This is a genomic window from Microthrixaceae bacterium (assembly GCA_016702505.1).
Classification (GTDB): domain Bacteria; phylum Actinomycetota; class Acidimicrobiia; order Acidimicrobiales; family Iamiaceae; genus Aquihabitans.
The window spans coordinates 40,748-64,761 of sequence record JADJDU010000004.1 but is presented as its reverse complement, the minus strand read 5'-3'; the positions used below and the strand labels follow the sequence as shown (position 1 = coordinate 64,761).

Annotated in this window: 23 protein-coding genes and 1 riboswitch; of the genes, 16 read left to right on the top strand and 7 right to left on the bottom strand. The window is 67.7% G+C overall.

The window, feature by feature from the left end:
- Positions 1–82 precede the first annotated feature (82 nt).
- The 3 genes from IPG97_06405 (at position 83) to IPG97_06395 (ending at position 3,157) form a co-directional block, all read left to right on the top strand.
- Positions 83–2,125 carry a hypothetical protein gene (locus IPG97_06405; protein MBK6856188.1) on the top strand — a complete coding sequence of 681 codons (2,043 nt, stop codon included), beginning with the start codon at positions 83–85 and terminating at the stop codon, positions 2,123–2,125.
- A gap of 6 nt (positions 2,126–2,131) precedes the next feature.
- The gene (locus IPG97_06400; GenBank protein ID MBK6856187.1) at positions 2,132–2,848 is read left to right on the top strand and encodes an ABC transporter ATP-binding protein; all 717 of its coding nucleotides are present in this window, start codon (positions 2,132–2,134) and stop codon (positions 2,846–2,848) included.
- A 78-nt stretch (positions 2,849–2,926) separates the two neighbouring features.
- Positions 2,927–3,157: an amphi-Trp domain-containing protein gene (locus IPG97_06395; GenBank protein MBK6856186.1), complete on the top strand. Its 231-nt coding sequence runs from the start codon at positions 2,927–2,929 to the stop codon at positions 3,155–3,157.
- A gap of 330 nt (positions 3,158–3,487) precedes the next feature.
- Here the strand turns inward: IPG97_06395 and IPG97_06390 are convergent, their stop codons facing one another.
- The 3 genes from IPG97_06390 to IPG97_06380 are packed head-to-tail and all read right to left on the bottom strand — an operon-like array spanning position 3,488 to position 7,007.
- Positions 3,488–4,327, bottom strand: coding sequence for an ECF transporter S component (locus IPG97_06390; protein MBK6856185.1), 840 nt, complete (start codon positions 4,325–4,327; stop codon positions 3,488–3,490).
- A complete protein-coding gene (locus IPG97_06385; protein ID MBK6856184.1) occupies positions 4,324–5,931 on the bottom strand; it encodes an ATP-binding cassette domain-containing protein in 1,608 nt (535 codons plus the stop codon). The genes IPG97_06390 and IPG97_06385 overlap by 4 nt, the downstream gene beginning before the upstream one ends.
- On the bottom strand, positions 5,928–7,007 hold the full coding sequence (locus tag IPG97_06380) for a hypothetical protein (protein MBK6856183.1): 1,080 nt from the start codon (positions 7,005–7,007) through the stop codon (positions 5,928–5,930). The genes IPG97_06385 and IPG97_06380 overlap by 4 nt, the downstream gene beginning before the upstream one ends.
- A 93-nt stretch (positions 7,008–7,100) precedes the next feature.
- Positions 7,101–7,229, top strand: a riboswitch (cobalamin riboswitch).
- Positions 7,230–7,282: 53 nt separating this feature from the next.
- Here IPG97_06380 and IPG97_06375 point away from each other — a divergent pair.
- The 4 genes from IPG97_06375 to IPG97_06360 all read left to right on the top strand — a co-directional run bounded on the left by IPG97_06375 (position 7,283) and on the right by IPG97_06360 (position 11,403).
- Complete coding sequence (locus IPG97_06375; protein MBK6856182.1) at positions 7,283–8,968, top strand: DUF4214 domain-containing protein; 1,686 nt, start codon at positions 7,283–7,285, stop codon at positions 8,966–8,968.
- A gap of 89 nt (positions 8,969–9,057) precedes the next feature.
- The gene (locus IPG97_06370; protein ID MBK6856181.1) at positions 9,058–9,975 is read left to right on the top strand and encodes a hypothetical protein; all 918 of its coding nucleotides are present in this window, start codon (positions 9,058–9,060) and stop codon (positions 9,973–9,975) included.
- Between the two features lie 414 nt (positions 9,976–10,389).
- Positions 10,390–10,872, top strand: coding sequence for an Rrf2 family transcriptional regulator (locus IPG97_06365; protein ID MBK6856180.1), 483 nt, complete (start codon positions 10,390–10,392; stop codon positions 10,870–10,872).
- A gap of 75 nt (positions 10,873–10,947) precedes the next feature.
- Entirely contained in the window at positions 10,948–11,403 is a 456-nt protein-coding gene (locus IPG97_06360; GenBank protein ID MBK6856179.1) for a carboxymuconolactone decarboxylase family protein, read from the top strand.
- A gap of 179 nt (positions 11,404–11,582) precedes the next feature.
- Here the strand turns inward: IPG97_06360 and IPG97_06355 are convergent, their stop codons facing one another.
- Positions 11,583–12,071, bottom strand: coding sequence for a hypothetical protein (locus IPG97_06355; protein ID MBK6856178.1), 489 nt, complete (start codon positions 12,069–12,071; stop codon positions 11,583–11,585).
- A 291-nt stretch (positions 12,072–12,362) separates the two neighbouring features.
- Between IPG97_06355 and IPG97_06350 the strand changes: the two genes are divergently transcribed.
- Both IPG97_06350 and IPG97_06345 read left to right on the top strand, forming a co-directional pair.
- Positions 12,363–13,157, top strand: coding sequence for a hypothetical protein (locus IPG97_06350; protein ID MBK6856177.1), 795 nt, complete (start codon positions 12,363–12,365; stop codon positions 13,155–13,157).
- Positions 13,158–13,366: 209 nt separating this feature from the next.
- Complete coding sequence (locus tag IPG97_06345; GenBank protein MBK6856176.1) at positions 13,367–14,248, top strand: TIGR03619 family F420-dependent LLM class oxidoreductase; 882 nt, start codon at positions 13,367–13,369, stop codon at positions 14,246–14,248.
- 52 nt (positions 14,249–14,300) lie between these two features.
- Here the strand turns inward: IPG97_06345 and IPG97_06340 are convergent, their stop codons facing one another.
- Complete coding sequence (locus IPG97_06340) at positions 14,301–14,915, bottom strand: hypothetical protein (GenBank protein MBK6856175.1); 615 nt, start codon at positions 14,913–14,915, stop codon at positions 14,301–14,303.
- A gap of 303 nt (positions 14,916–15,218) precedes the next feature.
- Here IPG97_06340 and IPG97_06335 point away from each other — a divergent pair, with 303 nt between their 5' ends.
- The 4 genes from IPG97_06335 to IPG97_06320 all read left to right on the top strand — a co-directional run bounded on the left by IPG97_06335 (position 15,219) and on the right by IPG97_06320 (position 18,992).
- Positions 15,219–16,313 carry a hypothetical protein gene (locus IPG97_06335; GenBank protein ID MBK6856174.1) on the top strand — a complete coding sequence of 365 codons (1,095 nt, stop codon included), beginning with the start codon at positions 15,219–15,221 and terminating at the stop codon, positions 16,311–16,313.
- The gene (locus tag IPG97_06330; GenBank protein MBK6856173.1) at positions 16,310–16,933 is read left to right on the top strand and encodes a response regulator transcription factor; all 624 of its coding nucleotides are present in this window, start codon (positions 16,310–16,312) and stop codon (positions 16,931–16,933) included. Before IPG97_06335 ends, IPG97_06330 begins: the two co-directional genes overlap by 4 nt.
- Positions 16,934–17,113: 180 nt before the next feature.
- A complete protein-coding gene (locus IPG97_06325; protein ID MBK6856172.1) occupies positions 17,114–18,112 on the top strand; it encodes a hypothetical protein in 999 nt (332 codons plus the stop codon).
- A 1-nt stretch (position 18,113) separates the two neighbouring features.
- Positions 18,114–18,992 (top strand): flap endonuclease, encoded by an 879-nt coding sequence (locus tag IPG97_06320; protein MBK6856171.1) that lies wholly within the window; start codon positions 18,114–18,116, stop codon positions 18,990–18,992.
- A gap of 45 nt (positions 18,993–19,037) precedes the next feature.
- Here IPG97_06320 and ligD read toward each other — a convergent pair whose 3' ends face one another.
- Positions 19,038–20,171: a non-homologous end-joining DNA ligase gene (gene ligD, locus IPG97_06315; GenBank protein MBK6856170.1), complete on the bottom strand. Its 1,134-nt coding sequence runs from the start codon at positions 20,169–20,171 to the stop codon at positions 19,038–19,040.
- On the opposite strand from ligD, the gene IPG97_06310 reads away from it, so the two are divergent.
- The 3 genes from IPG97_06310 to IPG97_06300 are packed head-to-tail and all read left to right on the top strand — an operon-like array spanning position 20,170 to position 23,359.
- Positions 20,170–21,927, top strand: coding sequence for an NAD+ synthase (locus IPG97_06310; GenBank protein ID MBK6856169.1), 1,758 nt, complete (start codon positions 20,170–20,172; stop codon positions 21,925–21,927). The genes ligD and IPG97_06310 overlap by 2 nt on opposite strands.
- Positions 21,924–22,850: a DMT family transporter gene (locus IPG97_06305; protein ID MBK6856168.1), complete on the top strand. Its 927-nt coding sequence runs from the start codon at positions 21,924–21,926 to the stop codon at positions 22,848–22,850. The genes IPG97_06310 and IPG97_06305 overlap by 4 nt, the downstream gene beginning before the upstream one ends.
- A 41-nt stretch (positions 22,851–22,891) precedes the next feature.
- Positions 22,892–23,359, top strand: a complete 468-nt coding sequence (locus tag IPG97_06300) for a hypothetical protein (GenBank protein ID MBK6856167.1) — start codon at positions 22,892–22,894, stop codon at positions 23,357–23,359.
- Here IPG97_06300 and IPG97_06295 read toward each other — a convergent pair.
- A complete protein-coding gene (locus IPG97_06295; GenBank protein MBK6856166.1) occupies positions 23,298–24,008 on the bottom strand; it encodes a DUF2185 domain-containing protein in 711 nt (236 codons plus the stop codon). The two genes, IPG97_06300 and IPG97_06295, sit on opposite strands and share 62 nt — an antisense overlap.
- Positions 24,009–24,014 lie beyond the last annotated feature (6 nt).

Here is a 24,014-nt window from a genome sequence, read left to right as displayed (position 1 = left end):
TAACCGGACCGATCTCTTGGACCCCCAGTGGGTAGCGGGCTGACCGCGTGGCTTGGACATCGCTTGGGTAGCGTCGACCGACGTGTCGTTGACAGCCGCCGAATCTGCCGTGGTCATCGGCGACCTACGCAAGGCCCGACGTCGCCAGCGTGTAGCGGCCATCCACTGGGTCGATGCCCTGTACCAGGTGTACGTCACCGCTCTGGTGGCGGTAGTTGCGCTGGTGTTCCTGTCGGGGTTCGTCGGCGACGGGAAGGTTTCAGGTTCGAGTCTCGACCAGGTGCGCGACCACGGGCCCGCCGTCCTCGGGCTTCTGGCCGCGGTGGCGTTGTTCGTGGGGCTGCGATCGGGTAGTCGCGGTGGACCTCTTGCTCTCGAGCGCGCCGACGTGCGCCACGTGCTCCTGGCTCCAGTGGATCGGGCCGTGGCCTTGCGCGGTCCGGCCCTTCGCCAGGTTCGTTTCCTGGTGGCCGTAGGCGCCGGGGTGGGCGCCGCGACCGGGCAGCTGGCGCTTCGTCGCCTTCCCGGCAACCCGGCAGAGTGGTTGATGGTCGGTGCGGCCTTCGGGGCGGTCACGGTGGCCTTGGGGTTCGGGGCTGCGCTCACGGCATCGGGGATCCGTCTACCGCGCTGGATCGCAACCGCGTTCGGCCTCGGCCTGGTGGTGTGGTCGGTGGGTGACGTCGCCGGCAAGTTGCCGATGGCGCCGACCACGGTCATCGGCGCCCTGGGGGTGTGGCCGCTGGACACGGATCCGCTGGGGCTGGTCGGTCCGGTATTGGCTCTGGTCCTGGTGGGGGTCGGGGTGGCGAGGGTGGCGGCCACCTCGCTGGAGGCGGCCGAACGAAGGACCGCGTTGGTCGGCCAACTTCGCTTTGCCGTGACCCTTCAGGACCTTCGCACCGTGATGGTCCTGCGCCGCCAGTTGGCGCAGGAACGTCCGCGAGCCAAGCCTTGGATCCGGGGGAGTCGCCGACAGGCCCGTTGGCCGATCCTGCGACGGGGTGTGCGCAGCGTGTGCCGCTGGCCCGCCACCCGCCTGGTGCGGGTTATCGGCCTAGCGGTGGTCGCCGGGTTCGCGCTGCGCGGGGTGTGGGCTGGAACGACCCCGCTGGTGGTGGCCGCCGGCCTGGCCCTGTGGGTGGCCGCCCTCGACGCGGTCGAGCCGCTGGGGCAAGAGGTCGACCACCCGGGGCGAACCGACGGTTTCCCGGTGGAGCGGGGTCACCTCTTCTTGGGCCACCTCCCAGTGGTTTACGGCGTATCTGCGGTGGCGGGCCTGGTGGCTGGCGTGGTGGCCGCCCTGCCCTTCGGCGATCGGGTGGAGTTCGCTCCCGCGGTGGTGAGCGGCCTAGCCGTTGGGCTGTTGGCCGGATGTGGCGCGGTGGTCAGCACGATCCAAGGAGCCCCCTCCGCGGTGGACGTGTTGTCCATGTCCACCCCCGAGATCGCCGGTGCTCGCACCGTGATGCGCACAGCCTGGCCACCGGGGATGGCCGTGGCGGGGACCGCACCATTGCTTCTGGCCCGGGCCGCGCTCGGTCGCGGTGACGACCTGGTACCGGCCTTGGCTTTGGGCGGGATGCCGCTGGTGGTGGTGGCGGTCCTTGTGGCGGGCTGGGTGCGGTTCCACGATCCCATCCACGAGTGGATCCGAACGGCCATGGAGGAGGCATCGCCGACCAAGGCGTTGGAGCGCGCCGCGGCTGAGCGTGAGGCCGCCGAGCGCGAGTCGGTGGGCGTGGACTCGGGTGGTGCTGAACCGTCCGACGGGTCCAGGGGTGGCGAGGGCGACCATGGTGCTGTCGACAACGGTGGTGCCGATAGGGGAAGCGGAAAGCGGTCCGGTTCCACGCCACCAGCCGGCACACGGCGAAAGCCCTCGCAGTCGGTCGGACCCGCGCCCGTCGGAGTCCAGGGCGGAACCAGTTCCAAGCCCATCGGAAGAGCCCGCGACCGCGAACCCGCTGCTAGCCCGAATCCCAGCGCTACGGCTGGTTCGGTTGGCGGCTTGCCCGTTGACCCCGTTGACCCCGTTGACCCGGGTTCGGGTTCATCTGGTGGAACGGCCGCTAGCTCATCGCCCGAACTGCCCTCAGACCCGACATCTCAGATCAGGGAGTAGAACCCCATGACCGCCGACAAACGCGCCGCTCCTCAGTTGGTCGATGCTGCCCCGGCGCTGGCCGCGGCCGGGCTGACCAAGACCTACGACGGGGTCGTTGCACTCCAGCCGTTGGACCTGTCGGTGGGGGTGGGGGAGTCGGTGGCACTGATCGGCCACAACGGCTCGGGCAAGTCCACCCTCCTGCGGATGGCAGCCGGGCTGTTGGAGCCGACAGCGGGGAGCCTGGAGGTGGCGGGGTTCGAGGTGGGAGACATCGACGCACGGGCCACCACGTCCTATCTGCCCGACGACCCGGTTCTCTACGACGACCTGTCCCTGCGCGAACACGTCGAGTACGTATCCCGCCTCCACGGCGGTGACGGCTGGGACGACTATGCCGAAGGTCTGTGCGAGAGGCTGGGGCTGACGGCCCGTGTCGAAGATCTGCCCGCCACGTTCAGTCGAGGACTTCGCCAGAAGACGTCGATCGTGTTGGCGTTGGTCCGCCCGTTCTCGCTCCTGTTGGTCGACGAGCCCTTCGTCGGGCTCGATCAACCAGGCAAGGCGGTGCTGCTCGAACTGCTGGATGAGGTCCACACCGACGGCGCCGCCACCGTGGTTGCCACCCACGACCCCGCGTATGTGGACCGCGTCGACCGGAGCCTCGCCCTGCGTGATGGCGAGGTCGTCTTCGACGGCATCGCCACCGTCGACCAAGTCCTCCCCCTGGTAGGTGGCTGACGGGTGAGGCCGTCGCCGCGGTCGGCGTAACTCACGGCCGGTCACATGACAGGCTGGGTGTTCCCGACATCGAGAACAATGGAGCGAAACGTGGATCTGTTCGAGCACGAAGATGAGAAGTCGATGACACGTGAACAGGCGGCGGCGCGCCTGCGTGACCTAGCCGATCAGCTCGAACGGCACAACGAGGTGAAGGTGGTCGGAGACGGCGCGCCGGTCACCGTCAAGGTTCCCGCTGAGGTGAGCTTCGAGCTCGAGGTGGAGATCGACGCCGACGGTTCCGAGATCGAGGTCACCATCTCCTGGTGAGCTGATCGCTCGCGACAGGCCAGCGGCCGAGGCGATGAGTGCCCGGGCATCTGCTCGTCAACTAAACCTCGATCCACCGATCGATCTTGGGTTGTGCTCGATTCTCCATGGTCACCCAGGCGAGACGGGTTCTCTGTGCGGCCACCGTTAGTGCTCGGCTGTCTGACGAGCTGAAGTCACAGGACTGGGCGGGGGTTCGGGGGCAGAGCCCTTTGTGGCGGAGCCCCTGACCTGCGGAGATCGGCTTTGCCGGTCGCAGCAGCGAAGACGTCGTCCGTCAGGCCGGCTACCGAACTCCGCCGGAAAGCTCTGCCTTTCGGTGGATCCAGGCTAAACGAGGTGGCGTTCGTTGTTCGGGGCCGGCGACCGATCGAGGACTACGACGGGGTTGAGTCGGTGGGCGTGGCGACGCAGAGGCGCCAGCAACGCTCGCCCCACAACCAAGATGATGATGGCGTTGGCGATGGCTCCAGCCGCGTCCCACGCGAACGACGTAGCCACATAGAACGACCAGTAGTGGCGGAGGGTCTGGCCCAAGCCCATGCCTGGTTCCCAGCTCAGCTCGCTGCCGTCACGGACGAACGGCCAGAACCACAGGTTCATGATGGCGCCGAACAGGAAACCCCACACCCACCCGTAAAAAGCCAGCACCGCCACCTCCACCCGTCGATCGAGACGGATGGTGACCCGTCCGATCAGTCCGGCTCCGGCTCCCATGAAGGCGAGGGCGAGCATCTGAAACGGCAGCCATGGACCCAGCCCGCTCGACAGTACGGCCGACACCACGAACGATGTGAGCCCCAGCAGCAGGCCGAAGCGAGGCCCGAAGGCGGCGCCGGCCAGGATCACCAAGAAGAACAACCCACTGCCACCTCCGGGAAGGTCAAGCAGCTTCATCAGCCCGGCGAGTGCCGACAGCATCCCCAGCAACGCCACGGTTGTGCCGTTCATGGTGCCCCGCCGAACCTCCAGGGTCACCGCCGCCACCGCTAGGGCTCCGACCACGGCGGCAATCAGGGGGGCGTCACCAGCGTGGGCCTCGGCCGGAAGGGCCTCGCCGGGAATCCAGAACGGGTAGAGGAAGGCGGCCACCCCGACCACCACCACCAGCAGGTACACAGCGGTGGTGCGCGACCTCTCCACCAACGACGGTGTCGACGGGTAGGTCATGGTTGGAGGTCGCGGGCTCGGCGGCGGGCCGCGGCTACCTCGGCAACGGTGAGGAACGGGGGAAGCACACGCAGCACCTGCGGAGCGAACAACGAACCGGCCAGCACCTGGCGCGTCGGCCCCTCGGCCACCACCTCGCCATCTCCCAGGACCACCACTCGTGATGCCACCCGGGCCGCCAGTTCCACATCGTGGGTGGCCAGCACCACCGCCCCGCCATTGTCACGGTGGCTGATGATCGCCGCCTCCAAGGCTTGCAGCGAGGTGGCGTCGATGCCGCGGGTCGGTTCGTCCAGGACCAGTACCGGGGCATTCCCGACTGCCACCGCGGCGATGGCTACCCGTTGGCGTTGGCCTACCGACAGCGACCGGGGGTGGCGGTCGGCCAAGTCCTCGAGGCGCAGGGCGGCCAGCCATCGCTCCACCGCCTCGTTGTCGGCCCGACCGATCAGCCTGAGGGTGGCCTCCACTTCGGCGCGGACGGTCTCGGCATACAGCAGAGAATCGGGTTCCTGCGGGACGTGGGCCACCGGGACGGTGGCGGTCACTTCGCCGTCTGCTGTCGGATGGGCGCCGGCCAGCGTCCGCAGCAGCGTGGTCTTCCCTGAGCCGTTGCGGCCGAGAAGGGCTACCACCTCGCCGGAGCGGATCTCCAGGTCGACATTGCGCAGAACGGCGGTCTGTCCGTGAGCCACAGTCACCCCGGCGGCGCGCACGAACACATCGCCTGGCGTGGGGCCGGGGTGCACAACCGGGGGATCCGCGGTCTCGGCCGCCCACGTCGGTCGGGGCGTAGCCCGGGCCAACGCCCTCGCTTCTCGGACCGTCAGAGGGGGCGGATCCCATCCCATCTCGGTAGCTAGGCGGGTCACCGGAGGTGCCCCGGGAGTTGTTGGCAACACCAGTGACGGCAGCCCGTCGTTGGTGATCTGCCCGTCGGTGAGGACTATGGCTCGGTCGGCGAGAGGGGCGGCTCGTTCCAGGCGATGTTCGGCCACCACCACTGTGGTACCGAGGTCTTCGTTGAGCCGTCGCAGGGCGCCGAGGACATCATCGGCGCCTTGGGGGTCGAGCATCGAGGTCGGCTCGTCGAGGACCAACACCGCGGGCGCGGTGACCAGCGCCCCGGCGATGGCGCAGCGTTGGCGCTCCCCACCCGACAAGGTGGCAGGGGATCGTCGTCGGAGGTGGGCGATGGCCAGGGCGTCGAGGACTTCTTCCACCCGACGGCGCATGGTCGCCTCGTCCAGACCCAGGTTCTCGAGGGCGAAGGCGATGTCGTGTTCGACGTGGTCCACCACGAAATGGGCCTCGGGGGTTTGGTGAACGAACCCGACCACATCGGCGAGGTCGCGAGGTCGATTTGTGGCCGTGGATCGACCCGACACGGTCACTTCGCCCCGGAACCGTCCGCCGGAACTGTGAGGCACCAGGCCGTTGACGGTTCGCAGCAGGGTCGACTTCCCCGACCCCGAGTCCCCGACCACCAGGACCACCTCACCCGCCGGTATGTGGAGCGCTACATCGTTCAGCACGGCCGGCCCGTCGGGGTAAGCGAAACCCACGCCGTCCCAGTGGACCTCTCCCGTTCTGTTCGCCGTCATCGGGATTCCTTCTCACCGGGGGGTACCAGCACGGGCACCGCCAGCAGGGCGATGGCCAGCGCTGGCCACAGCGAGAACGGCGGGAACACGACCGGGTCGGGCCACCAGGTCAGCGTCTCGTGGCCCGAAGCCCTCAGCAGCGTGAGCACGACCGGGGCGCCGAGAACGATGGTGATGACTCCGGCGTCGAGGCGGGCCAATCGTCGTGGTCGGTATCGGGTGGTTGCCGTGCCCCGCGAGGCGGTGACCACCGCGGCCACCAGTCCCACGGTCCCGGCCCCGGCCGCCACCACCGCCCAGTCGGGTGCTCTACCCACCAGCGCCACGAAGGCAGCGCCCAGAGCGGCAAGCGACGCGAATCCCAGCCACGCCGCGGTCCGGTCCCGCCGGCTGGCGCGGTGTCGGGCGAAGCCGCGGGCATCCATCGACTCGGCGAGGGCCACGGCTCGTTCAAGACCCGACTCCAAGATGGGCACGGCGGTGCGCACCAGGCGTCCTCGACGGACCACCCGTCCGCCGGTTCGGGCCCGGTCGGCCTCACGGGCTGCCGAGATCGCCGTGACGGTGGACGGTACGAAGGCCAAGGCCACCGTCACGATGAGGCCGGGTTCGTGGAAAGCCCGGGGGGTGGCTTGGAGCAGTTCGTGGTGGGAGGCCACGGCGTTGAACGCCCCGAAGGCGGCGATGATCCCGACGACAGCGAAGGCTTGGGCCGCGGCCGACATCACGATCACGCCTTCGACGGTGCCGCCGACGGTGAACCCGCCGAGGATCCGTGGGAGCGTGGCCTGGGGCAGCGTGAACCAGGTGTCGGGTGACGGACCACCGACGCCGTCGGTGTGGGTGGTGAGCGCGGTCAGGACCACGCGCAAGACGGCGAACACAACGCCCAACCCGACCAACAGTGGAAAGGCCGAGGCCAACGTGTGGTCCAGTCGGTGGGCACTTACCACCAGGAGAGCCACCGCGATCACCAGCGCCACGTACACCGGGCTGGGCGCGAGTTGGACCGATGCGGCGGCGGCCACGGCCCACAGGGACCAGGTGACGGCGTGGAGCGGGCTGGTGGTGCGCATGGGCCGGGCGGTGGTCCCGATCCGGTCGATGCACGGTTGACCACCGGGGACGGGTGCCCGTACCGTACGCACCACGTGTAGGCCGACGGCAACCCGGAAGTTGCCGACGCCGGTCCGCCTCGGTGGGCCGGAGGGGAAGTTCGGTGAGAGTCCGACGCTGACCCGCAGCTGTAACCGATCTCGGTCGGGAGCCAGGAACCTGCCGCACCACCGTCCGAAACCGGTCGGTCACCCCAACACCGGGTCCCCGTGGAACGGGATCCCAGGAGGTCAACATGTCTGCTCGTCGTCCGTCCCGCGTGATCGTCGGAGCCACCCTGGCCTCCACCGTCGGCCTGGCTTCGGTGGTACCCGGCGCTGCTGGTGCCGATAACGCTCGCCTTTCCGGGGTCGCCGGCCGGGACTCGGCGGTGTCCTACCTGGTCGGCACCCAGCGCGCTGACGGCGGATTCGACATCAGCGACTTCCCCGGCTTCGAGACGCCCGACGTCATCTTGGGTCTGGCCGCTCACTCCTTGGTGGGTCAGCCGTGGAACCCGACCTCGGCGTCAGCGGCCGTTGGCGCGGTGAAGAAGGACGGCAAGTCCCCCTTCGATTCCATCGATGCCCTGGTCGATGGAGCCACCGAACCACAAGGACAGGCCGCCGGGGCGCAGGCCGCCAAGCTCCTGGCCTTGGTCGTGGCTCCCACCGGCCAGTCGGCCACCGACTTCGACCCGTCGGACAACAGCGCGGATCCAGTTGACCTGCTGGCCCGCATGAACGAGCACCGACTCGAGTCGGGGGCCTATGACTTCGGCGCCCAGTTCAACGGCGCCCTCTACGCTGCCCTCGCCCTGGAAGGTCTGCGCGAGACCATTCCCGCGGGCCTGGTCGCCCAGATCCGTGCTGCGCAGCGGCCCGATGGTTCGTGGAACTACGGCGGCGACCAGGACCCCGAGGCTGCTGGTGAGGTGGATACCACCGCGCTAGCCGTCCTGGCCCTCAAGGCCTCCGGTCTCGACACCACGGACCCCACCGTGGTCAAGGCCGTGACGTTCCTCGCTCAAGGCCAGCAGGCTTCAGGTGCCTGGCAGGCCTTTGGTTCCGATGATCCCAACTCCACCTCCATGGCGGTCATCGCCCTCAGTGCCGTCAAGGTCGACGTGACCCGCGCCGACTGGTCGGCACCGTTCGGCAAGGTGTTGGGCACCGGGTCTGGTTACACCTCGCCTTACACCTGGCTGGCGGCGCAGCAACTGGCGAGCGGTCGAGTGGCCAGCCCGAACGACGAGTTCGGTGTGAACAACTTCGCCACCGCCCAAGCTCTCCAGGCCGTGAGCGCCCAGTGGAACCTGCGGGCCGAACAGGTCGACCTGGTCGACGCCCTGGCCGCGGATCTGGCGTCGGCGTCGTCGTCGGCTGAGACCATCGGCCACGCCCAGGTCGGGGCCAACGTGGCCGTCGGGTCGGCCCGCACCCAGGCCGCTCATGCCATCTCGATGAGCCAGGCCGGCCGGGAGACCGCAGCCCAGGACCTGTTCCAGCGGGCCTTCCAGCGTGATCTTGATCCTTCGGGCCGGGTGTTCTGGTCGGGGGAACTGGTCAAGGACGCCCGTTCTCGGGTGCTGGTCCGCCTCACCGGGTCGGCCGAGTTCTACGCCGCTTCGGGTAGCACCACCGCCGGCTTCGTGGACAACGCCTACCGGGCCGTGCTGGGACGTACCCCCGACACCGCGGGCAAGACCTACTGGTCTCAGCGGCTCGACGCCGGTGAGCCGGTCAGCATCATCGCCGATGACCTGGTGGCCAGCCTCGAATACCGCCAGAAAGAGGTGGACAACGCCTACCAGGTGATGCTCGGCCGCAGCGCGGATGCAGCGGGTCGCGCCTATTGGGCTCAGCGTCTGACCACGACGCGCGTCGAGGCCATTCTGGCTGGTATCGGTGGGTCCACCGAGTACTTCCACCGCCACGCCTGACGGGCGGTCCTCGAGTGAGAACGAGCAGGCCGGACACGGTCCGGGCCGAGAGATCTGGTTGGCGCGCCCATAGGGTCCGAGCCTGGCTGATGGCTCTGGCCATGCTGGCGACGTCGGCGGCCGCAGTCGGACTGTCACCGGGGCCGGCCGCGGCCGAGCCCAGCGGTGGATGTCGGCCCATCGGGGGCACGGCGACGGCCACCGGTGGCCCGAGCCGCGCCACGGTGGTGGTCGATCCCGGCCAAGGCCCGGTGTGGTCGGCGTGCATCTCCTTCAGCGGAACCATCTCCGGGCTGGACGCTCTGGAGTTGGCGACGGCCACAATCCCCGGCCTCGATCCGCTCTATGAGTCCTACACCGGTCAAGGTCGGGCGGTCTGTCGCCTGCTGGGGGTCGGCAACGACCCCCCGAACTGCCTGAGCAAGTCGGTGGAGTACTGGGCCTACTTCCGCAACGGTGAGTACGCCCGTGGCGGCGGAGGGGCATCGGTGGTGGCCGACGGAGACATCGAAGGATGGTCCTTCAGCCGGGGCACGGCCCCGCGCCCTGCCACGCAGGGAACCGAGGCCGTGGCGGCATCAGCGATGCCCACCGCACCTCCCCCCACCACGCCACCGCCCACCGCTCCACCGGCCTCCACCGCTCCTGACGGGGTCCCCGCTCCGACCCTCGGTGGGGATCAGCCTGATAGTTCGGAACCCGACCTTGGGTCCACGACCGTCCCAGCGGATGGTGGGACAGGGATCTCGTCTGCTGTGCCTTCGCCCGATGAGGCGGACGGGTCAGCATCGGAGCCGGGTGGCACCGATGCTGACACCGGCACCGGCACGGGCTCTGACGGTTCAGGGTCGGGGGGGTTGGGTCGGACCACCGTGACCGAATCTGAGGACCGAGGGTCATCGCTGGGGTCGATGATCGGGTTCGGCGCCGCCCTGGGCGCCGTGGGCGTGACCGCAGTCCTGGCCCGCCGCCGACGGATCAGCGCGGCCGACGCAGTTCGGAGATAGCTCCCGTCACTCGATCACCGCATCGGCCATCGACATCTCAGTAGAGCGCGCCGCTGGTGCCGAGGCGTTCTGCGAGCACATCACTTGGTCATTGAGGTTCCAGGACGATCGCCGAGCACGTTGCTCCCACCATTGAGGCTGCAGCCGTGGCGGCCAGCCTGCCCACTCCCACGGGTCGTGGCCCTGGTCGACATTTGTCTGATGGACGATCCTGAGGGCCTCCGCTCCTTGAGCTGGTCGAACAGTGGGCACTATGACCCCTTTCCCAGCCACCGCGCCGTGCTCGACAGGGAGGGCGTGGCCTGTGCTCGATCGCCACGGCCCGATGTTCTCGCGCCGCGCCAGTAGGCGGCTGGGCACGCGGCCTCGATGAGGGATTGCTCGACGATGAATCGGACGTCTAGCCTCTGATTCATGCGGATCGGTGAGGGCGTCGAGTGGGGAGCGCACGTTTGCCTGCTGCTTGATTGGCTTGGCCCCGACGCCACCGTTCCCGCCGTGAAGTTGGCGGCCGCGTTCGAGCTGCCGGCGCCGTATCTCAACAAGCAGCTCCAACTGCTGGTGCGAGCCGGGATCTTGGAGTCGACCCGGGGCGGCAACGGCGGGTTCGCGCTGCGGCGCGGCCTCGGCTCGATCACGATGTACGACGTCGTTGCCGCGGTCGAGGGTGAGGATCCGGCGTTCCGCTGCTCCGAGATCCGTCGCTGCGGGATCGGTGCCCGCTCTCCACGGTCGTCTTTCGCCGCACCGTGCGCGATCGCGGCGACGATGCACGACGCCGAGGCCCAGTGGCGCCAGCAGCTCAGCTCGCAAACGTTGGCCGACGTACAGGCCGACGCCGAACGCAGCGTGCCCGGCCTGCGTGAGCAGACCCGCCAACGGTTCGCCGCCCTCTGACCTCACCCTATTACCGAACCAACCGAACCTTCTCACGCCCCCGAATCGGACACTCATCATCCAGAAAGGCACACCATGGAACCACGACTCAACGTGTCGACCGTCGCCACCGACGGCTACAACGGGCTGCTACGAGTGGAGAAGTTCCTCCGCAGCAGCTCCCTCGACTCCACGATCCTCGAGCTTGTCAAGCTGCGCGCCAGCCAGATCAACGGCTGCGGCTATTGCGTCGACATGCACGCCCACGACGCCGCGGTGGCCGGTGAAACGACCGAGCGATTGTTCGTCGTCGCCGCCTGGCGACATGCCCCCTACTTCACGAACGCCGAACGCGCCGCGCTCGAGCTCACCGAGGCCGCCACCCGCCTCGCCGACAGCACCGACCCCGTGCCTGACGACATCTGGCGACGTGCCACCAAGCACTTCGATGATCATCAGCTCGGGGCGCTGGTGATCGCGATCGCTGCGATCAATGCCTGGAACCGCATCGCGGTCATCACCCACCAGATCGCCGGATCACACCGACGCTGAAAAGAGTGGGCGGCCTGGTCGTCGATCTCGAACGGATCCTCGTCGTCGAGGAACTCGAGGTCGAACGGGTCAGACACATGAGTCGGTGTACTACAAACGGATACGATGACCTACCCCTCCAACACTAGGTCGATCGTCGCCACTGCTGGATCTGGGCTAGCGGATTCCGGGGCGGGGGGTCATCGTCGCACTCGATACCTGCCACGGCCCACGCGCTCGAGGTCGTTATAGGAAGCAGCGTGGTGGACGGGTGCCTCCGCACACATGCGAGAGACGATCTCGGTGCGGATGGTGTGCTCCGGGTAGCGATCGGTGACGGCGAGTACCTCCTGGATGATCTCGACCGGAGCGAACACGGCCCGGCCGTCGCGTCGCTTCAGCCGATCGAAGGCATCGAGGATCTCGGCCCGGCACGTCGCCTCGCGGCCCACTGCAGCGCCGCGGGCCTCACCGACCTCCGGTAGCGCGGTCATTGCCGCCGGCTCCGCCACTTCGTCTCCGACCGGACGGTGCGGAAGCACGAGGTCGACCGAGCCGTTGTCATTCACGAAGTAGACGCCGAAGCCGAGCAGGCCGAAGGACACCATCGTCCGCTGCACCAGATTCTCGTAGGTGGTGAAGCGCGGGAAGGCGATCGCGATCTCGGCATCGGGGCGCTTGTCCCTCACCCGACTCCACGTCAACGGCGGCGCTTCCGTGCAGGAGTTCCGTCTTCTTCGTGGAGAGTGCGAGCCCTCGGATTCGTTGGTTGGGGGCAGGATTTGAGCCTGCGACCTTCGGGTTGTGAGAGCGATGGGGCATGGCCCTCGAGGGGGTCGAGGTCTGGCGGATCAAAACGCCCAGCCTGGGTGGGTACCCCCAGCGATGAATGGGGGATCGGCCCGATGGGCTGAACGGGTTCGTTGGCGCACGGTGGTCCTGACGACGGGCACGGCGCCCGCCGAGAACAGGAGCCCGTCATGCCCGCATCATTCCCACCCCCACCGGCCCCACCCGTCGGATCGAGCGTCGTGTCGAACCAGGCACCGGCCCAGCCCGACCCGATCGTGGGCGGAACTCCCCTCCAACTGGTCGGCAACAGCCCTATGAAGACCTGGCTGGTGCAGCGCCGAAACGAAGGCGCCACCCCCGACCAGATCTGTGCCCAACTGGTGCAGGCCGGCTGGGATGCCGACTCGGCAGCCCAGGTGGCTCTGCGATCACTGCGAGCCTCGGACCGCCACCGCCTCCTCTACATCGCCCAGTGCTGGGGGGCAGGCCTCGGTGCATTGGGGGCGGGTACGGCCGCCCACCTGGCCCTCCAAGGTGGTGCCAACGAGATCGACATCGCCACCTGGCTGACCGTCATGTTGGTGGCCACACCCATCGGGGCGGGGGCTGGAGCATGGGCCCGAAAGGTGGAGGACTCCGAGCCGCACGCCATCTGGTCGCCGACCCGTCGCACCCTTTTCGCCACCCTGGCCGCCTGCACCGGGACCGTTGGAATCTTCCGGCTGCTGTCGTACACCTTCATGGTGATGGCGGCGATGGTCGAGGCCGAGGGCTATGAGTTGACGCCGGCGTCTCTGGTTCAGGTGATGGTCACCTTGGCTCTGGCGGTGCCGTTGTTCTGGTGGTCACTGCTGGAGTGGCGGCGTTCGAACGTGGCCATGCGCCTCCTCACCCGCCGCAACGTCACCACAGCGGACCCCTCGATCGCTTCTGACCCCCCGGCTCCGACGAGGCCGAGCTTCGATCAGGAGCCGACCCGCTAACTCGACCCCCGGCAACGGTTCGATGTCAAGGTCTGTGAAGCAGGTCAAGGAGGGGCCGTGAGTTGTCCGCCGGGTGCCTCAATCTGGATCCACTGGTCGGACTTGTGTGCAATTGATGCCCCTGTTCGACACCGGTTTCCTCGGCGCTTGGACAGCGGTTGTCCTGCCAGGCGTAGGCCGAACGCTGCGGTCGTCGATAGCTTGCGGGCATGCGGTTTACCGTCCCGTTCCCGATGCTTCCGGCGCACCACCTCGTGCCACTGGCCCAAGCCGCCGAGGAGCACGGGTACGACACTGTGGCAGTGCCCGATTCGGTCTTCTTCGCTGAGTCGGTGAGTGCGGACTACCCGTTCAGCGATGATGGAAATCGCTGGTGGGCCCCCGACACGCCATTCGTCGACCCGTTCGTGGCCATCCCAGCCATGGCCGCGGTGACCGAGCGGCTGCGGTTCATGACCAACGTGTACAAGCTTCCACTTCGGTCGCCGTTGCTGGTGGCCAAACAGGTGGCTTCGATCGCAGCCCTGTCGGCAAACCGGTTCCGGTTCGGAGTCGGCGTGTCATGGATGCCCGAGGAGTTCGAGTGGACTGGCACCTCGAAGCGGACGCGCGGGGCCCGCACCGACGAGGCCATCGAGATTGTGCGAGCTGTCTGTTCTGGTGCCGGCACGCGCTGGATTGAGCACCACGGCATCCACCACGACTTCGACCGGCTGATGATCTCGCCGGCGCCGACCGAACCAGTTCCGATCCTGGTCGGTGGTCATAGCGATGTCGCCATGGCGAGAGCGGTCCGAAACGATGGGTGGATCTCGGCGAACTGCGTGGAGGCCGACCTGGTCGATCATCTTGCCCGCCTGCGTGCCCACCTCGTGGACGTTGGCAGGTCGACCGACGATGGCTTCGAGGTCAACGTCTTGGCAGTGGACGTGTTCGATGTTGACGGCTTCCGACGCCTCGCCGATCTGGGGGTCACCGATGCCCAGGTCGTCCCCTGGTTCCTGTATGGCGGCGACCCCTCGGATCTGCAAGTCCAGATCGACTCCTTGGCCCGCTTTGCCGAGACAGTCGCCTCCAGGGTCGCCCTTTGATGATCGTCAAGAAGGGGCGGGTAGTGGGTCGGTCCACCTATCAGCGATCCTCCTAAGCGACTGGGGGCGGGGGAGAAGCGTCCTTGGGGCACATGTCCGTGCCGTCTGGGGCTGTCGCGTTCGAAACCGGCACTCGGCAGTATGCGAACACAACCTCGATCTCGGTGATGAGGCCGTCCTCGACCTTGAACCGCTCGGCGAGCATCGTTGACTCGATGCCGGGGGCTTCGCGGATGTCCAGAACGTAGTAGGCGATTGCTTCGTTGCCGCTGACGAACCGGCGGATGTCACGAAGTCCTTCGACATAGGTAGTGAAGTAGTCGTTGGACATGCTCTCTTGGATCTCGGGTCCCGACATGCCGGTGTTTACGCCCTGTTCGATGCGCCAAGCATTGGGAGCAACTGGGACCTTGCTGCCGTCGTGGCTGAGGATGCTGGCCAGGTACGCGCACGCCGGCTCTACGACACGCAATGCCGCTTCGCCTTCGACGTTCACGCACTGAGAGCGGAACTCGTCGTCGCCGATGAGGTCTTCGGACGGTGCCGTGGTCGTTGTGGTCGTCTCCTGGGCCCGGGAGGTTTCCGATGTCGAAGAGTCCGCTTCGCTGCATGCTCCGAGTAGCAGCGCCATGGCGCACACGACAGTGAGGAAGTGATGACTGCGCATTTGGATCTCCCGGTTGCTCAATCTCCCCTGGTTTGAGTCTATGAACGTCCTCTGGCTGGTGCGTCTCTCACCTGCTGGTGTTGGGACTCGCCCATTCCGGCTGGCGGGGATAGCCGCCAGGTCAGCAACCGAACTCCACCGGAAGGCTCTGCCTTTCGGTTGATCCAAGCTCATGACCCGAGCGGATAGGTCCAGTCCTCGTCGTGACCAGGTTGATCAGACCGAGGCTTCGCCTCGGTTTAGCCATGCCGTGCTTATGGGTCGGTCCGCCTGTCGGCGCACCTCCTTAGTAGCGTCAGCCTGGTGAGCGGACCGGTGGGTTTCGAGCCTCGTCTGCGGGAGTTGGTGGGTGGGATCACGGTGCTGCGTCTGTTGGTTCTGGTGTGGGCGCTGGTGGTCTCGGTGGTGGATGCCCGGTCGGGTGTGATGAGCGGACCGACCGGGGCATTCGCCGTCTTGTCGGTGCTGGCGGTGTGGACCGGACTTAGCGGGGTATGGGTGATCTCGTCGCCCGAGCGGATGCTTCGGTGGTGGTTTGGAGCGACGGATCTGGCGGTGGGTGCCCTGGTGGTGGTGTCGGACTGGCTGGTCTATGACGGTCCCCATCCTCAGAGCTTCGGGTCGGCCTGGCCGGTCACGGCGGTGGTCCTGGTGGCCGTGATCCGAGGCTGGGGCTTCGGCCTGGCAGCCGGCGCGGGCCTGGGGCTGTTGAACGTGTTGGCGGTGGCCGCCACCGATCACCTGAACGGGCGAGGTCTGGCCTTGACCGGGAACCTGGTCTTGCTGTCCACCGCGGGTTTGGTGGCCGGTTTCGTGTCGAGGAGGCTGGCCCAAGCCGAGTCCGAGGTGGCCGCATCTCGAGAGCGGGAGCGGTTCGCTCGCACGCTTCACGACGGGGTTCTCCAGACCCTCGCCGCGGTGCAGCGGCGCAGCGACGACCGCTCACTGGTGGATCTGGCCCGGGAACAGGAGTGGGATCTGCGCCGCTTCATCGGCTCGGGCCCCGGGGCCACCGCCGATCTGCTGACCGAGCTGCGCGCCATCGCTGCTCGCACCGAGAGGCACCATTCGGTTCGAGTCGAGGTGGTGGTGATCGAGGTCCCCGATCTGGCCGGTGATCACCTCGAAGCCTTGGTCGGCGCCACCGTCGAAGCGGTCAACAACGCGGTGAAGCACGCGTCGCCGGCCACGATCAACCTGTGTGTGGATGTCGGGCCCGACGGCGCCGGATGTCACGTGACGGTGACCGATGACGGATCGGGGTTCGACGTGGATGCCAACAGCGAGAGCACGGGAATGGCCCGTTCCATGCGGGGCCGGTTGGCCGAGGTGGACGGGCGGGTGGCGGTGAGGTCCGCTCCGGGCCGAGGCTCAGAGGTGTCATTGTGGGTGCCGTGAGCATCCGACTGGTGATCGCCGACGACCATGCCATCTGGCGGAGCGGCCTGAGGGCGGACTTGGGCGAGGCGTTCGCGGTGGTCGGCGAAGCCGCCGACGGGGCCGAGGCCATCGAGGTGATCGGCCGAGAGAAGCCTGACCTGGCCCTGGTCGACCTCCACATGGAGGGCGGTGGGGGAATGGCCGTGGTCACCGCCTGTGCCGCCCAGTGCCCGATCGTGATCCTCACCGTCTCAGAGGCCGAGCGAGACCTGCTCGACGCGGTCGCCGCCGGTGCGGTGGGGTATCTCACCAAATCGACGCGACCCGACGATCTGCGGGCCGCCATCCGTCGGGCGGCTGCGGGCGAGCCGGTGTTCTCGCCGCAACTGGCGGCCCTGGTGATCGGCGAGTTCCGTCGCCTGTCCAGCACGGGTGGCGATGCCACCCAGGGGCTGTCGCCGCGCGAACGGGAGGTGGTCGGGTTGGTGGCTCGGGGTCACACCTACAAGGCGGTGGCCGAGGACCTGTTCATCTCGCCCAAGACGGTCGAGAACCACGTGCGCAACATCATGGCCAAGCTCCACCTGTCACGCCGTCATGAGCTGGTCCGCTGGGCCGTAGATCACGGCATCACCTAAGCCTGGATCCACCGAAAGGCAGAGCCTTCCGGCGGAGTTCGGTCGCCGACCCAAAGGCCACGGCATTGCCGTAGGCATGGGCGTCAGGTTTGTACCCGCTCGATTGGAGGATGAGGCGACAACCGATCGGCGGTGGGCTGTGGGCCGGACCGGCCCGCCGGTTCACCGTAGGGTGCGCCCATGATCTCGTTGCGCCTTCGTTCGGTGGCCGTCGTGGCCGCGATTGCCATTTCGCTCTCGGCCTGCGGCGGCGGCGGGGACGGCGACGACAGCGGAGGTGATGCCGCATCGCCCACGACATCCAAACCCTCGGCCACCGGTGATTCCGGCGATGTGGGGGCGACCACCGAGACCACCGAGACCACCGAGACGACGCTGCCGAGACCGCCGGTCGATCAGAGCGCGCCCGACTCCATCAACGGTCTGACCGTCGACGGTGACACCCTCTGGATCGCCAGCATCGGCGACGACACGGTGTTCCAGGTGTCCCGTGACGACGGCACCATCCTCGGCCGTTACCCCGCCGGGGGTGCCGGCCCCGATGACGTGGCCGTGGCGCCCGACGGAACCGTGTACAGCACCGGCTACCTGAACGGAGACGTTGGCAAGATCGTCGACGGCAAGTACTCGGTACTGGTCACCCTGAAGGCGGGAATCAACCCGATCACCGTGGGAGATGACGGCTCGATCTGGATCGGCGAACTGGCCGACGGAGGTTCGATCACCCGGGTCGACCCTGACGGCACCACCGAGGTGGTAGCCACCGGCATCCCAGTCATCAACGCCTTCGCCCTGGATGCCCAGGGTCGCATCCTGGCCCCCGCCGGTGGGCTTCAGGCCGGTGAGGTCGGTGGCACGATCATCCGCATCGATCCCGCCGACGGTTCGATCACCACGGTGGCCGATGGCCTGCCGCCGGTGCTGGCCAGTGCCGCTGACCCTGATGGCAACTACCTGGCCCTGGCCAACGTCAGCGGACAGATCCTGGCCGTCGACCCCGAAGCCGGAACCTTCGAGGCGCTGCACACCGTCACCGACGGGGCTCCCTTCGACAACCTCGACGTGGCCCCCGACGGCACCATCTACCTGTCCAGCTTCGTGGCCCCCACCGTCACCGAGGTAAAGCCCGACGGCACCATCCGGGTCATCAACGTCGGCCACATCGCGGTCGGGGGCTGAGGTGGAGGTCCACCTCGTCGACGGCACCTATGAGCTGTTCCGCTACCACTTCGCCCTGCCGTCTCACCTTGACTCCAACGGTCGAGAGGTAGCGGCGGCCCGCGGCGTGGCCGGATCGGTGCTGACCATGCTGGAGGAGGGAGCCACCCACGTCGGGGTGGCCACCGACCACGTGATCGAATCGTTCCGCAACGACCTGTGGCCGACCTACAAGGACGGGTCCGGCGTGGACCCTGACCTTCTCGGCCAGTTCAACCTGGTCGAGGACCTCCTGAGGGCCCTGGGGGTGACGGTCTTCGCCATGGTGGAGTTCGAAGCCGATGACGCCCTGGGCGCGGCGGCGCGGGTGGCCGCCGCAGACGATCGGGTCGACCGTGTGCTGATCTGCACACCCGACAAGGACCTAGGCCAGTGCGTCGGTGGCAAGGTCCACCAGATGGACCGGCGCAAGGGCACCGTCATCGGGGTCGACGGCGTGCGAGAGAAATTCGGAGTCGACCCCGAGTCGATCCCCGACTACCTGGCCATGGTGGGAGACACCGCCGATGGCTTCCCCGGTCTGGTCGGGTGGGGGGCCAAGTCGGCGGCCACCGTGTTGGCCCGCTACCGCCACCTGGAAGACATCCCAGCGGGGGCCGACGACTGGGACGTGACCGTTCGAGGTGCCGGGAAGTTGGCCCGCACCCTTCAGGACAACTTCAACGATGCCCTGCTGTTCCGGCGGATCGCCACCATCGAGTACGACGCGCCCACGGTGGCCGCCGTCGACGAACTGGAGTGGCGTGGCCCTCACCCCGAATTGGTCGAGCTGGCGTCGTCGGTCGATGCTCCCGCACTGGCCGAGCGGGCCGCCAAGCTCGCCGAGGCCCGCCAGACCTGATGCCAATCCGCCCGGCCTGGCACGCCTCCCGTCGGGTCGGTCACCTCAGGTGGTACGGGCCCGGCTTGGATTGACCCGGGGTGGTTCGTGAGGCTGCCTGGGGTATACCGGCGGCCACGGTTCGTCGAGGATCCCAGCGGCCAGGTCTCGATGCCAGCGGTCGACCAGTTCGTCGATGGATTGCGGCGCCTCGTGCATTCCCGCCCACGGGTCCCCGTGCGTTGCGACCTTTGCGGGCACGGTGGCCATGGTGAGGCCATCGAGATCGACGGTGGGTACCTCATCCCAGGTGATCGGACACGACACCTGGCCTCCCACTCGTGGGCGCACGCACCAGGTGCCGAACACGGTCTTGTGCGGGGCGTTCTGGTTGAAGTCCACGAAGACCCGCGCTCCCCGCTCCTCCTTCCACCATCTGGCGGTGATCAGGTCGGGACGGCGTGCTTCAAGGGCCCGGGCGACAGAGACGGCGGCCCGTCGGACGTCATAGGAATCCCATCGCGGTTCCAGCGCGGCGTAGATGTGCAGCCCCTTGCTGCCGCTGGTCTTGACGAAGGAGACAATGCCCAGTTCCTCGAGGAGGTCCCTTGTCGCCAGCGCTGCTTCGCGAACCTGGTCGAAGGTGACACCGGGCGACGGGTCCAGATCGATGCGCAGCTCGTCGGTGGTGTCGGGGGCAGCGGCCAGGTACGGCCACGGGTGGAACCCGAGGCAGCCCTGCTGCACCGCCCAAATCAGGTGGGCCAGGTCGGCTATCACCAAGGCGTTGCTGGTGGTGCCGTTGGGGGTGGCTACGTCGGTGGTCTGGAGCCAGTCGGGGGCCCCGGCTGGCACCCGCTTCTGGAAGAACGACTTGCCGTGGGCGCCGTCGGGAAATCGTTGCAGCAGCGTCGCCCGCCCGCCGAGCGCGGCCATGATCGGGCCTTCCACGGCCAAGTAGTAGTGGACAAGGTCGAGCTTGGTCTCGCCGCGGGTCTTGAAGAACACCTTGTCCGGGTTGGTGATGATGATCTCCCGGCCGCTGGCGGTCACCGTCACTGCCTCGCCCTGTGCTGGTCCGCGTGCCACGGGTGCGACCGTATCGGAGGGAACAGACGAGCTGGCCGGTCCCCGAGCTGGTGATCGACCTCCCGAGGCCAGGCCGACGGTGGCGTCGACGGCGCTAGCTTCACCATCCATGACTCGCCTGCGCGTCGCCAGCTGCCAGATCAACACCCGTGTTGGCGACCTGGACCACAACGTGGCCCGGATCCTCCAAGCCCTGGACGAGGCCGAGGCAGCCGGGTGTGACTTGGCTGTCTTCCCGGAGTTGGCCATCACCGGTTACCCACCCGAGGACCTGCTGCTCAAGCCTGGGTTCATCGCCGACAACACGGCTGCGCTGGATCACGTCGCGGCTCGAACCGGTGGATGCGTGGCGGTGGTGGGGTTCGTGGACGTGCACCGCGATCTGTGGAACGCGGCGGCGGTCTGTGCCCACGGCCAGGTGCGAGGCGTGTACCACAAGCGAAACCTGCCGAACTACGCCGTGTTCGACGAGCAGCGGTACTTCGCCCACGGCTGGGAGCCCAACGGCCTGTGGTCGATCGGTGGGGTGAGGGTAGGGGTCAGCATCTGCGAGGACGCATGGAACCCGGCGGGTCCGATCTTGGACCAGGCCGACAGCGGCGCTGAACTGATCGTGAACCTCAACGCCTCCCCCTACGCCGAGGGCAAGCTGGCGTTCCGGGAGCGGCTCATGGCCACCCGTGCCGCCGACGCCTCCTGTGCCCTCGTCTATGTGAACCAGGTGGGAGGTCAAGACGAGCTGGTGTTCGACGGCGGGTCGATGATCCTCGACCCCCACGGCGAGGTCTTGGCCCGGTCACCCCAGTTCGAAGAACACGTGATGATCGTCGACCTCGACATCGACCCCGTGTACCGCAAGCGGCTGTTGGATCCGCGAGGCCGTCCCACCGACGAACTGTTGCCGGTCGATGTGATCCCCACCCTCGGCCTCGACGGTGAATCCGACGGATCCGATGGCCCCACCGTCCGGGACCGGTCGGCGCGGCCCCGCCTCGACCGTCCGAAGCTGGCCACCGGCCTCGACCCCGACGAGGAGGTCTACCGGGCCATCGTCGTGGGTACCCGCGACTACCTGGTGAAGAACGGATTCACCGACGTCGTGATCGGGTTGTCCGGTGGCATCGACTCGACGTTGGTGGCGGTGGTGGCTGTCGATGCCATTGGCGCGGACCACGTTCACGGGGTGTCCATGCCATCCCGGTTCTCCAGCGACCATTCCCGCTCCGACGCCGAGGACTTGGCCGCCAACCTGGGCATCGACTTCCGGACGATCCCCATAGAACCGGCTCACGCCGCGCTGTTGGAGATGTTGGCCCCCAGCTTCGGTGACCGGGCCCCGGATCTGACCGAAGAGAACCTCCAGAGCCGGATCCGCGGGTTGACCCTCATGGCTCTGTCCAACAAGTTGGGCTGGATCGTGTTGTCCACTGGGAACAAGTCCGAGGTAGCCGTGGGCTACGCCACTCTCTACGGCGACACCGTGGGCGGCTACTCGGTGCTCAAGGACGTGTACAAGACCCGGGTGTATGACCTGTGTCGTTGGCGCAACACCCAGGGCGGGGCGGCTGTGATTCCCGAAGGCGTGATCACGAAGCCCCCGTCGGCCGAGCTTCGACCCGATCAGCGAGACGACCAGAGCCTGCCCCCATATGAGGTGCTCGATCCGATCCTGGAGGGCTACATCGAGCACGACCGCACGGTGACCGAGCTGATCGACGCGGGTCACGATGCCGAGACGGTTCGGCGGGTGGCGGCGTTGGTGGACGGTGCCGAGTACAAGCGACGTCAGAGCCCGGTTGGAGTGCGGGTTTCGGCAAAGGCCTTCGGCAAGGATCGGAGACTCCCGATCACCAACGGATTCCGGTGACCCCGGGCGTGGCCCCGGGGGGCCCGCAGCGTCGCAGCCTGGGGGTGGCTGCCCTGGCCCTAGCCGGGTTCATGTTCGGCTCCACGTTTCTCGTGGTCCAGGACGCGGTGGAGACCGCTTCGGTCACGGCCTTTCTCTCGGCCCGGTTCCTGCTTGCCGCCGCCGTGTTGTTGGTGGTGGCTCGTCGTCGGCCGTCGAGTGCCGACGAGGTTCGCCACGGGGTCCTAGCCGGGCTCAGCCTGTTGGCCGGCTATGTGTTCCAGACCGAGGGACTGCGCCACACCACCTCGGCGGCTTCGGCCTTCATCACCTACCTCCTGGTGGTGTTGGTGCCGGTGCTGCACGCGGTGCGGACCCGGCGACTTCCGGCTCGACCGGTCACGGTCGGGGTGGTGTTGGCCGTGGTTGGCCTGTATTTCTTGTCGGGCGGGGTGGCGGGCTTCGGTCGGGGCGAGCTACTCACCTTGTTGTGCGCGTTGGCCTTCGCCGTTCACCTGCTGATCGTGGGTGACGTGACCCACCGTCACGACCCGTTCCGGTTCACGTTCTGGCAGGTGGCGACGGTCGGGGTGGCGTGTGCGGTCCCGGGCGCGTTCAGCGAGGGCGGTTTCGGGTTCGGGGCCAGCGCGTGGGCCGCGGTGGTCTTCACGGCGGTGGGGGCCACCGCGGTCGCGTTCTGGTGCATGGCGTGGGGGCAACGGGTGGTGCCCGAGGCGCAGGCCGCGTTGATCCTGCTGATCGAACCGGTGTCGGCTGGGGTTCTCGGTTCTCTGGCCGGCGAGGAACTAGGTGCCGAAGGTGTTGTGGGCGCGGCCCTGATCCTGACGGGGGTGGTGGTGGCGGAGCTCTTCGGACGCCGGTCGGGGACCGGTACCGCTCCGTTGCCGACCGAGCTCGGATCCCAATTGGGTGACGCCTCCTAGGACCGGACCAATCCGCTCGGCTCAGTAGCTAGTTTTCGGTGATGGGTGTGGTGATTCCGGCTGGCTTGACCATTGACGAGGCGGCTCGCTGGTTGGGGGGATCGTGCTGGGCGGAACTGGCTGTGCACGAGGTTCTGACCGCGGTCATGGCCCATGCCGAGATTGAGCCTGACGTGCGGGTCAGCTTGTGGAGGGTTCGAGCTCACCGGGCGGAATCGGCCGACGAGTGGCATGCCCGGCTTCCCGAGTTGCGGGAGATGCCCCGGTCCAACTTCGTGACCGCCCCCTCGGGTTGGGAGATGGCCGCTCCCACCGAGGGGACGGCGTTGACGGCGGGTGAGGACTCTGTGGCCGAGGTTGTGCGCCTGCTGAGGTGGCTAGAGGACCGCTACGTGGCCCACGAAGCGGTGGCGGTTGGTCCCGCCGATGGGCCGACCGGCACGTCGCTCAGACGGGTTCGGGATCTGCTGGCTCAGGATCTGGCGATGCTGGCTGTCCCCCAGCGCTGAGCGCATCGGGCTCGACTGGCTTGGCGCGGACGTAGCGACGGTGGTCGGCCCGATACACCCAGTCCCCGCTTCCAGCCTGGAAGACCTCGACTAGGGCGGGGTAGCGCTGGGCGAGTTCGGCCAGGGTCACGGCCTGGGTGGTGGAAGCAGGATCGTCGCCGAAGTCGTCTTCGGTCTCGGTGCCCGAGTACAGCGTCCAGCCGCTGTCGATCTCGTCGACTGGGTCGTCATGGGTCACCCAGGCCGGTGGCCTGGCCTGGGCCAGGGCTCGGTGGGTGGCCACCGCTCGCTGATCGACCGCGAACGTCACCTCGTGGTGTCCGAGCGCGATCCCGGCGACGTGGCGGGGTTCGAACTCCAACACCACCCCCGCCGGTAGGTCAGCGATGACGGTGGACGGTGCGGTCAGTCGTCCCTGGAGCCCCTCGGCGGATGTCTGGGTCACCTCGACCCACATGCGTTCGGCGTTTGGGCCCTCGAGTGGGTCTTCTTCGAGCACGAAGATCAGCCGAACCTGGTCCCCTGGCTTGAGCGCGTTGCGTTCCGGCTCAGAAGGGATCGGAAATGCATCTGGATCGGCGAGATGCTGTGCCTCGGCATCCAACAAGCCCCAAGTCAGAGGGGTGGAGCTGGTGTCAGAGTCCATCATGTCCCC

What these genes read in the sequence shown, in the direction of transcription:
- IPG97_06400 (MBK6856187.1), top strand. Translation starts at nt 2,132, where the DNA reads ATGACCGCCGACAAACGCGCCGCTCCTCAGTTGGTCGATGCTGCCCCG.
- IPG97_06395 (MBK6856186.1), top strand. Translation starts at nt 2,927, where the DNA reads ATGGAGCGAAACGTGGATCTGTTCGAGCACGAAGATGAGAAGTCGATG.
- IPG97_06390 (MBK6856185.1), bottom strand. Translation starts at nt 4,327, where the DNA reads ATGACCTACCCGTCGACACCGTCGTTGGTGGAGAGGTCGCGCACCACC.
- IPG97_06385 (MBK6856184.1), bottom strand. Translation starts at nt 5,931, where the DNA reads ATGACGGCGAACAGAACGGGAGAGGTCCACTGGGACGGCGTGGGTTTC.
- IPG97_06380 (MBK6856183.1), bottom strand. Translation starts at nt 7,007, where the DNA reads ATGCGCACCACCAGCCCGCTCCACGCCGTCACCTGGTCCCTGTGGGCC.
- IPG97_06375 (MBK6856182.1), top strand. Translation starts at nt 7,283, where the DNA reads ATGTCTGCTCGTCGTCCGTCCCGCGTGATCGTCGGAGCCACCCTGGCC.
- IPG97_06370 (MBK6856181.1), top strand. Translation starts at nt 9,058, where the DNA reads ATGGCTCTGGCCATGCTGGCGACGTCGGCGGCCGCAGTCGGACTGTCA.
- IPG97_06365 (MBK6856180.1), top strand. Translation starts at nt 10,390, where the DNA reads ATGCGGATCGGTGAGGGCGTCGAGTGGGGAGCGCACGTTTGCCTGCTG.
- IPG97_06360 (MBK6856179.1), top strand. Translation starts at nt 10,948, where the DNA reads ATGGAACCACGACTCAACGTGTCGACCGTCGCCACCGACGGCTACAAC.
- IPG97_06350 (MBK6856177.1), top strand. Translation starts at nt 12,363, where the DNA reads ATGCCCGCATCATTCCCACCCCCACCGGCCCCACCCGTCGGATCGAGC.
- IPG97_06345 (MBK6856176.1), top strand. Translation starts at nt 13,367, where the DNA reads ATGCGGTTTACCGTCCCGTTCCCGATGCTTCCGGCGCACCACCTCGTG.
- IPG97_06340 (MBK6856175.1), bottom strand. Translation starts at nt 14,915, where the DNA reads ATGCGCAGTCATCACTTCCTCACTGTCGTGTGCGCCATGGCGCTGCTA.
- IPG97_06325 (MBK6856172.1), top strand. Translation starts at nt 17,114, where the DNA reads ATGATCTCGTTGCGCCTTCGTTCGGTGGCCGTCGTGGCCGCGATTGCC.
- IPG97_06310 (MBK6856169.1), top strand. Translation starts at nt 20,170, where the DNA reads ATGACTCGCCTGCGCGTCGCCAGCTGCCAGATCAACACCCGTGTTGGC.
- ligD (MBK6856170.1), bottom strand. Translation starts at nt 20,171, where the DNA reads ATGGATGGTGAAGCTAGCGCCGTCGACGCCACCGTCGGCCTGGCCTCG.
- IPG97_06300 (MBK6856167.1), top strand. Translation starts at nt 22,892, where the DNA reads ATGGGTGTGGTGATTCCGGCTGGCTTGACCATTGACGAGGCGGCTCGC.
- IPG97_06295 (MBK6856166.1), bottom strand. Translation starts at nt 24,008, where the DNA reads ATGATGGACTCTGACACCAGCTCCACCCCTCTGACTTGGGGCTTGTTG.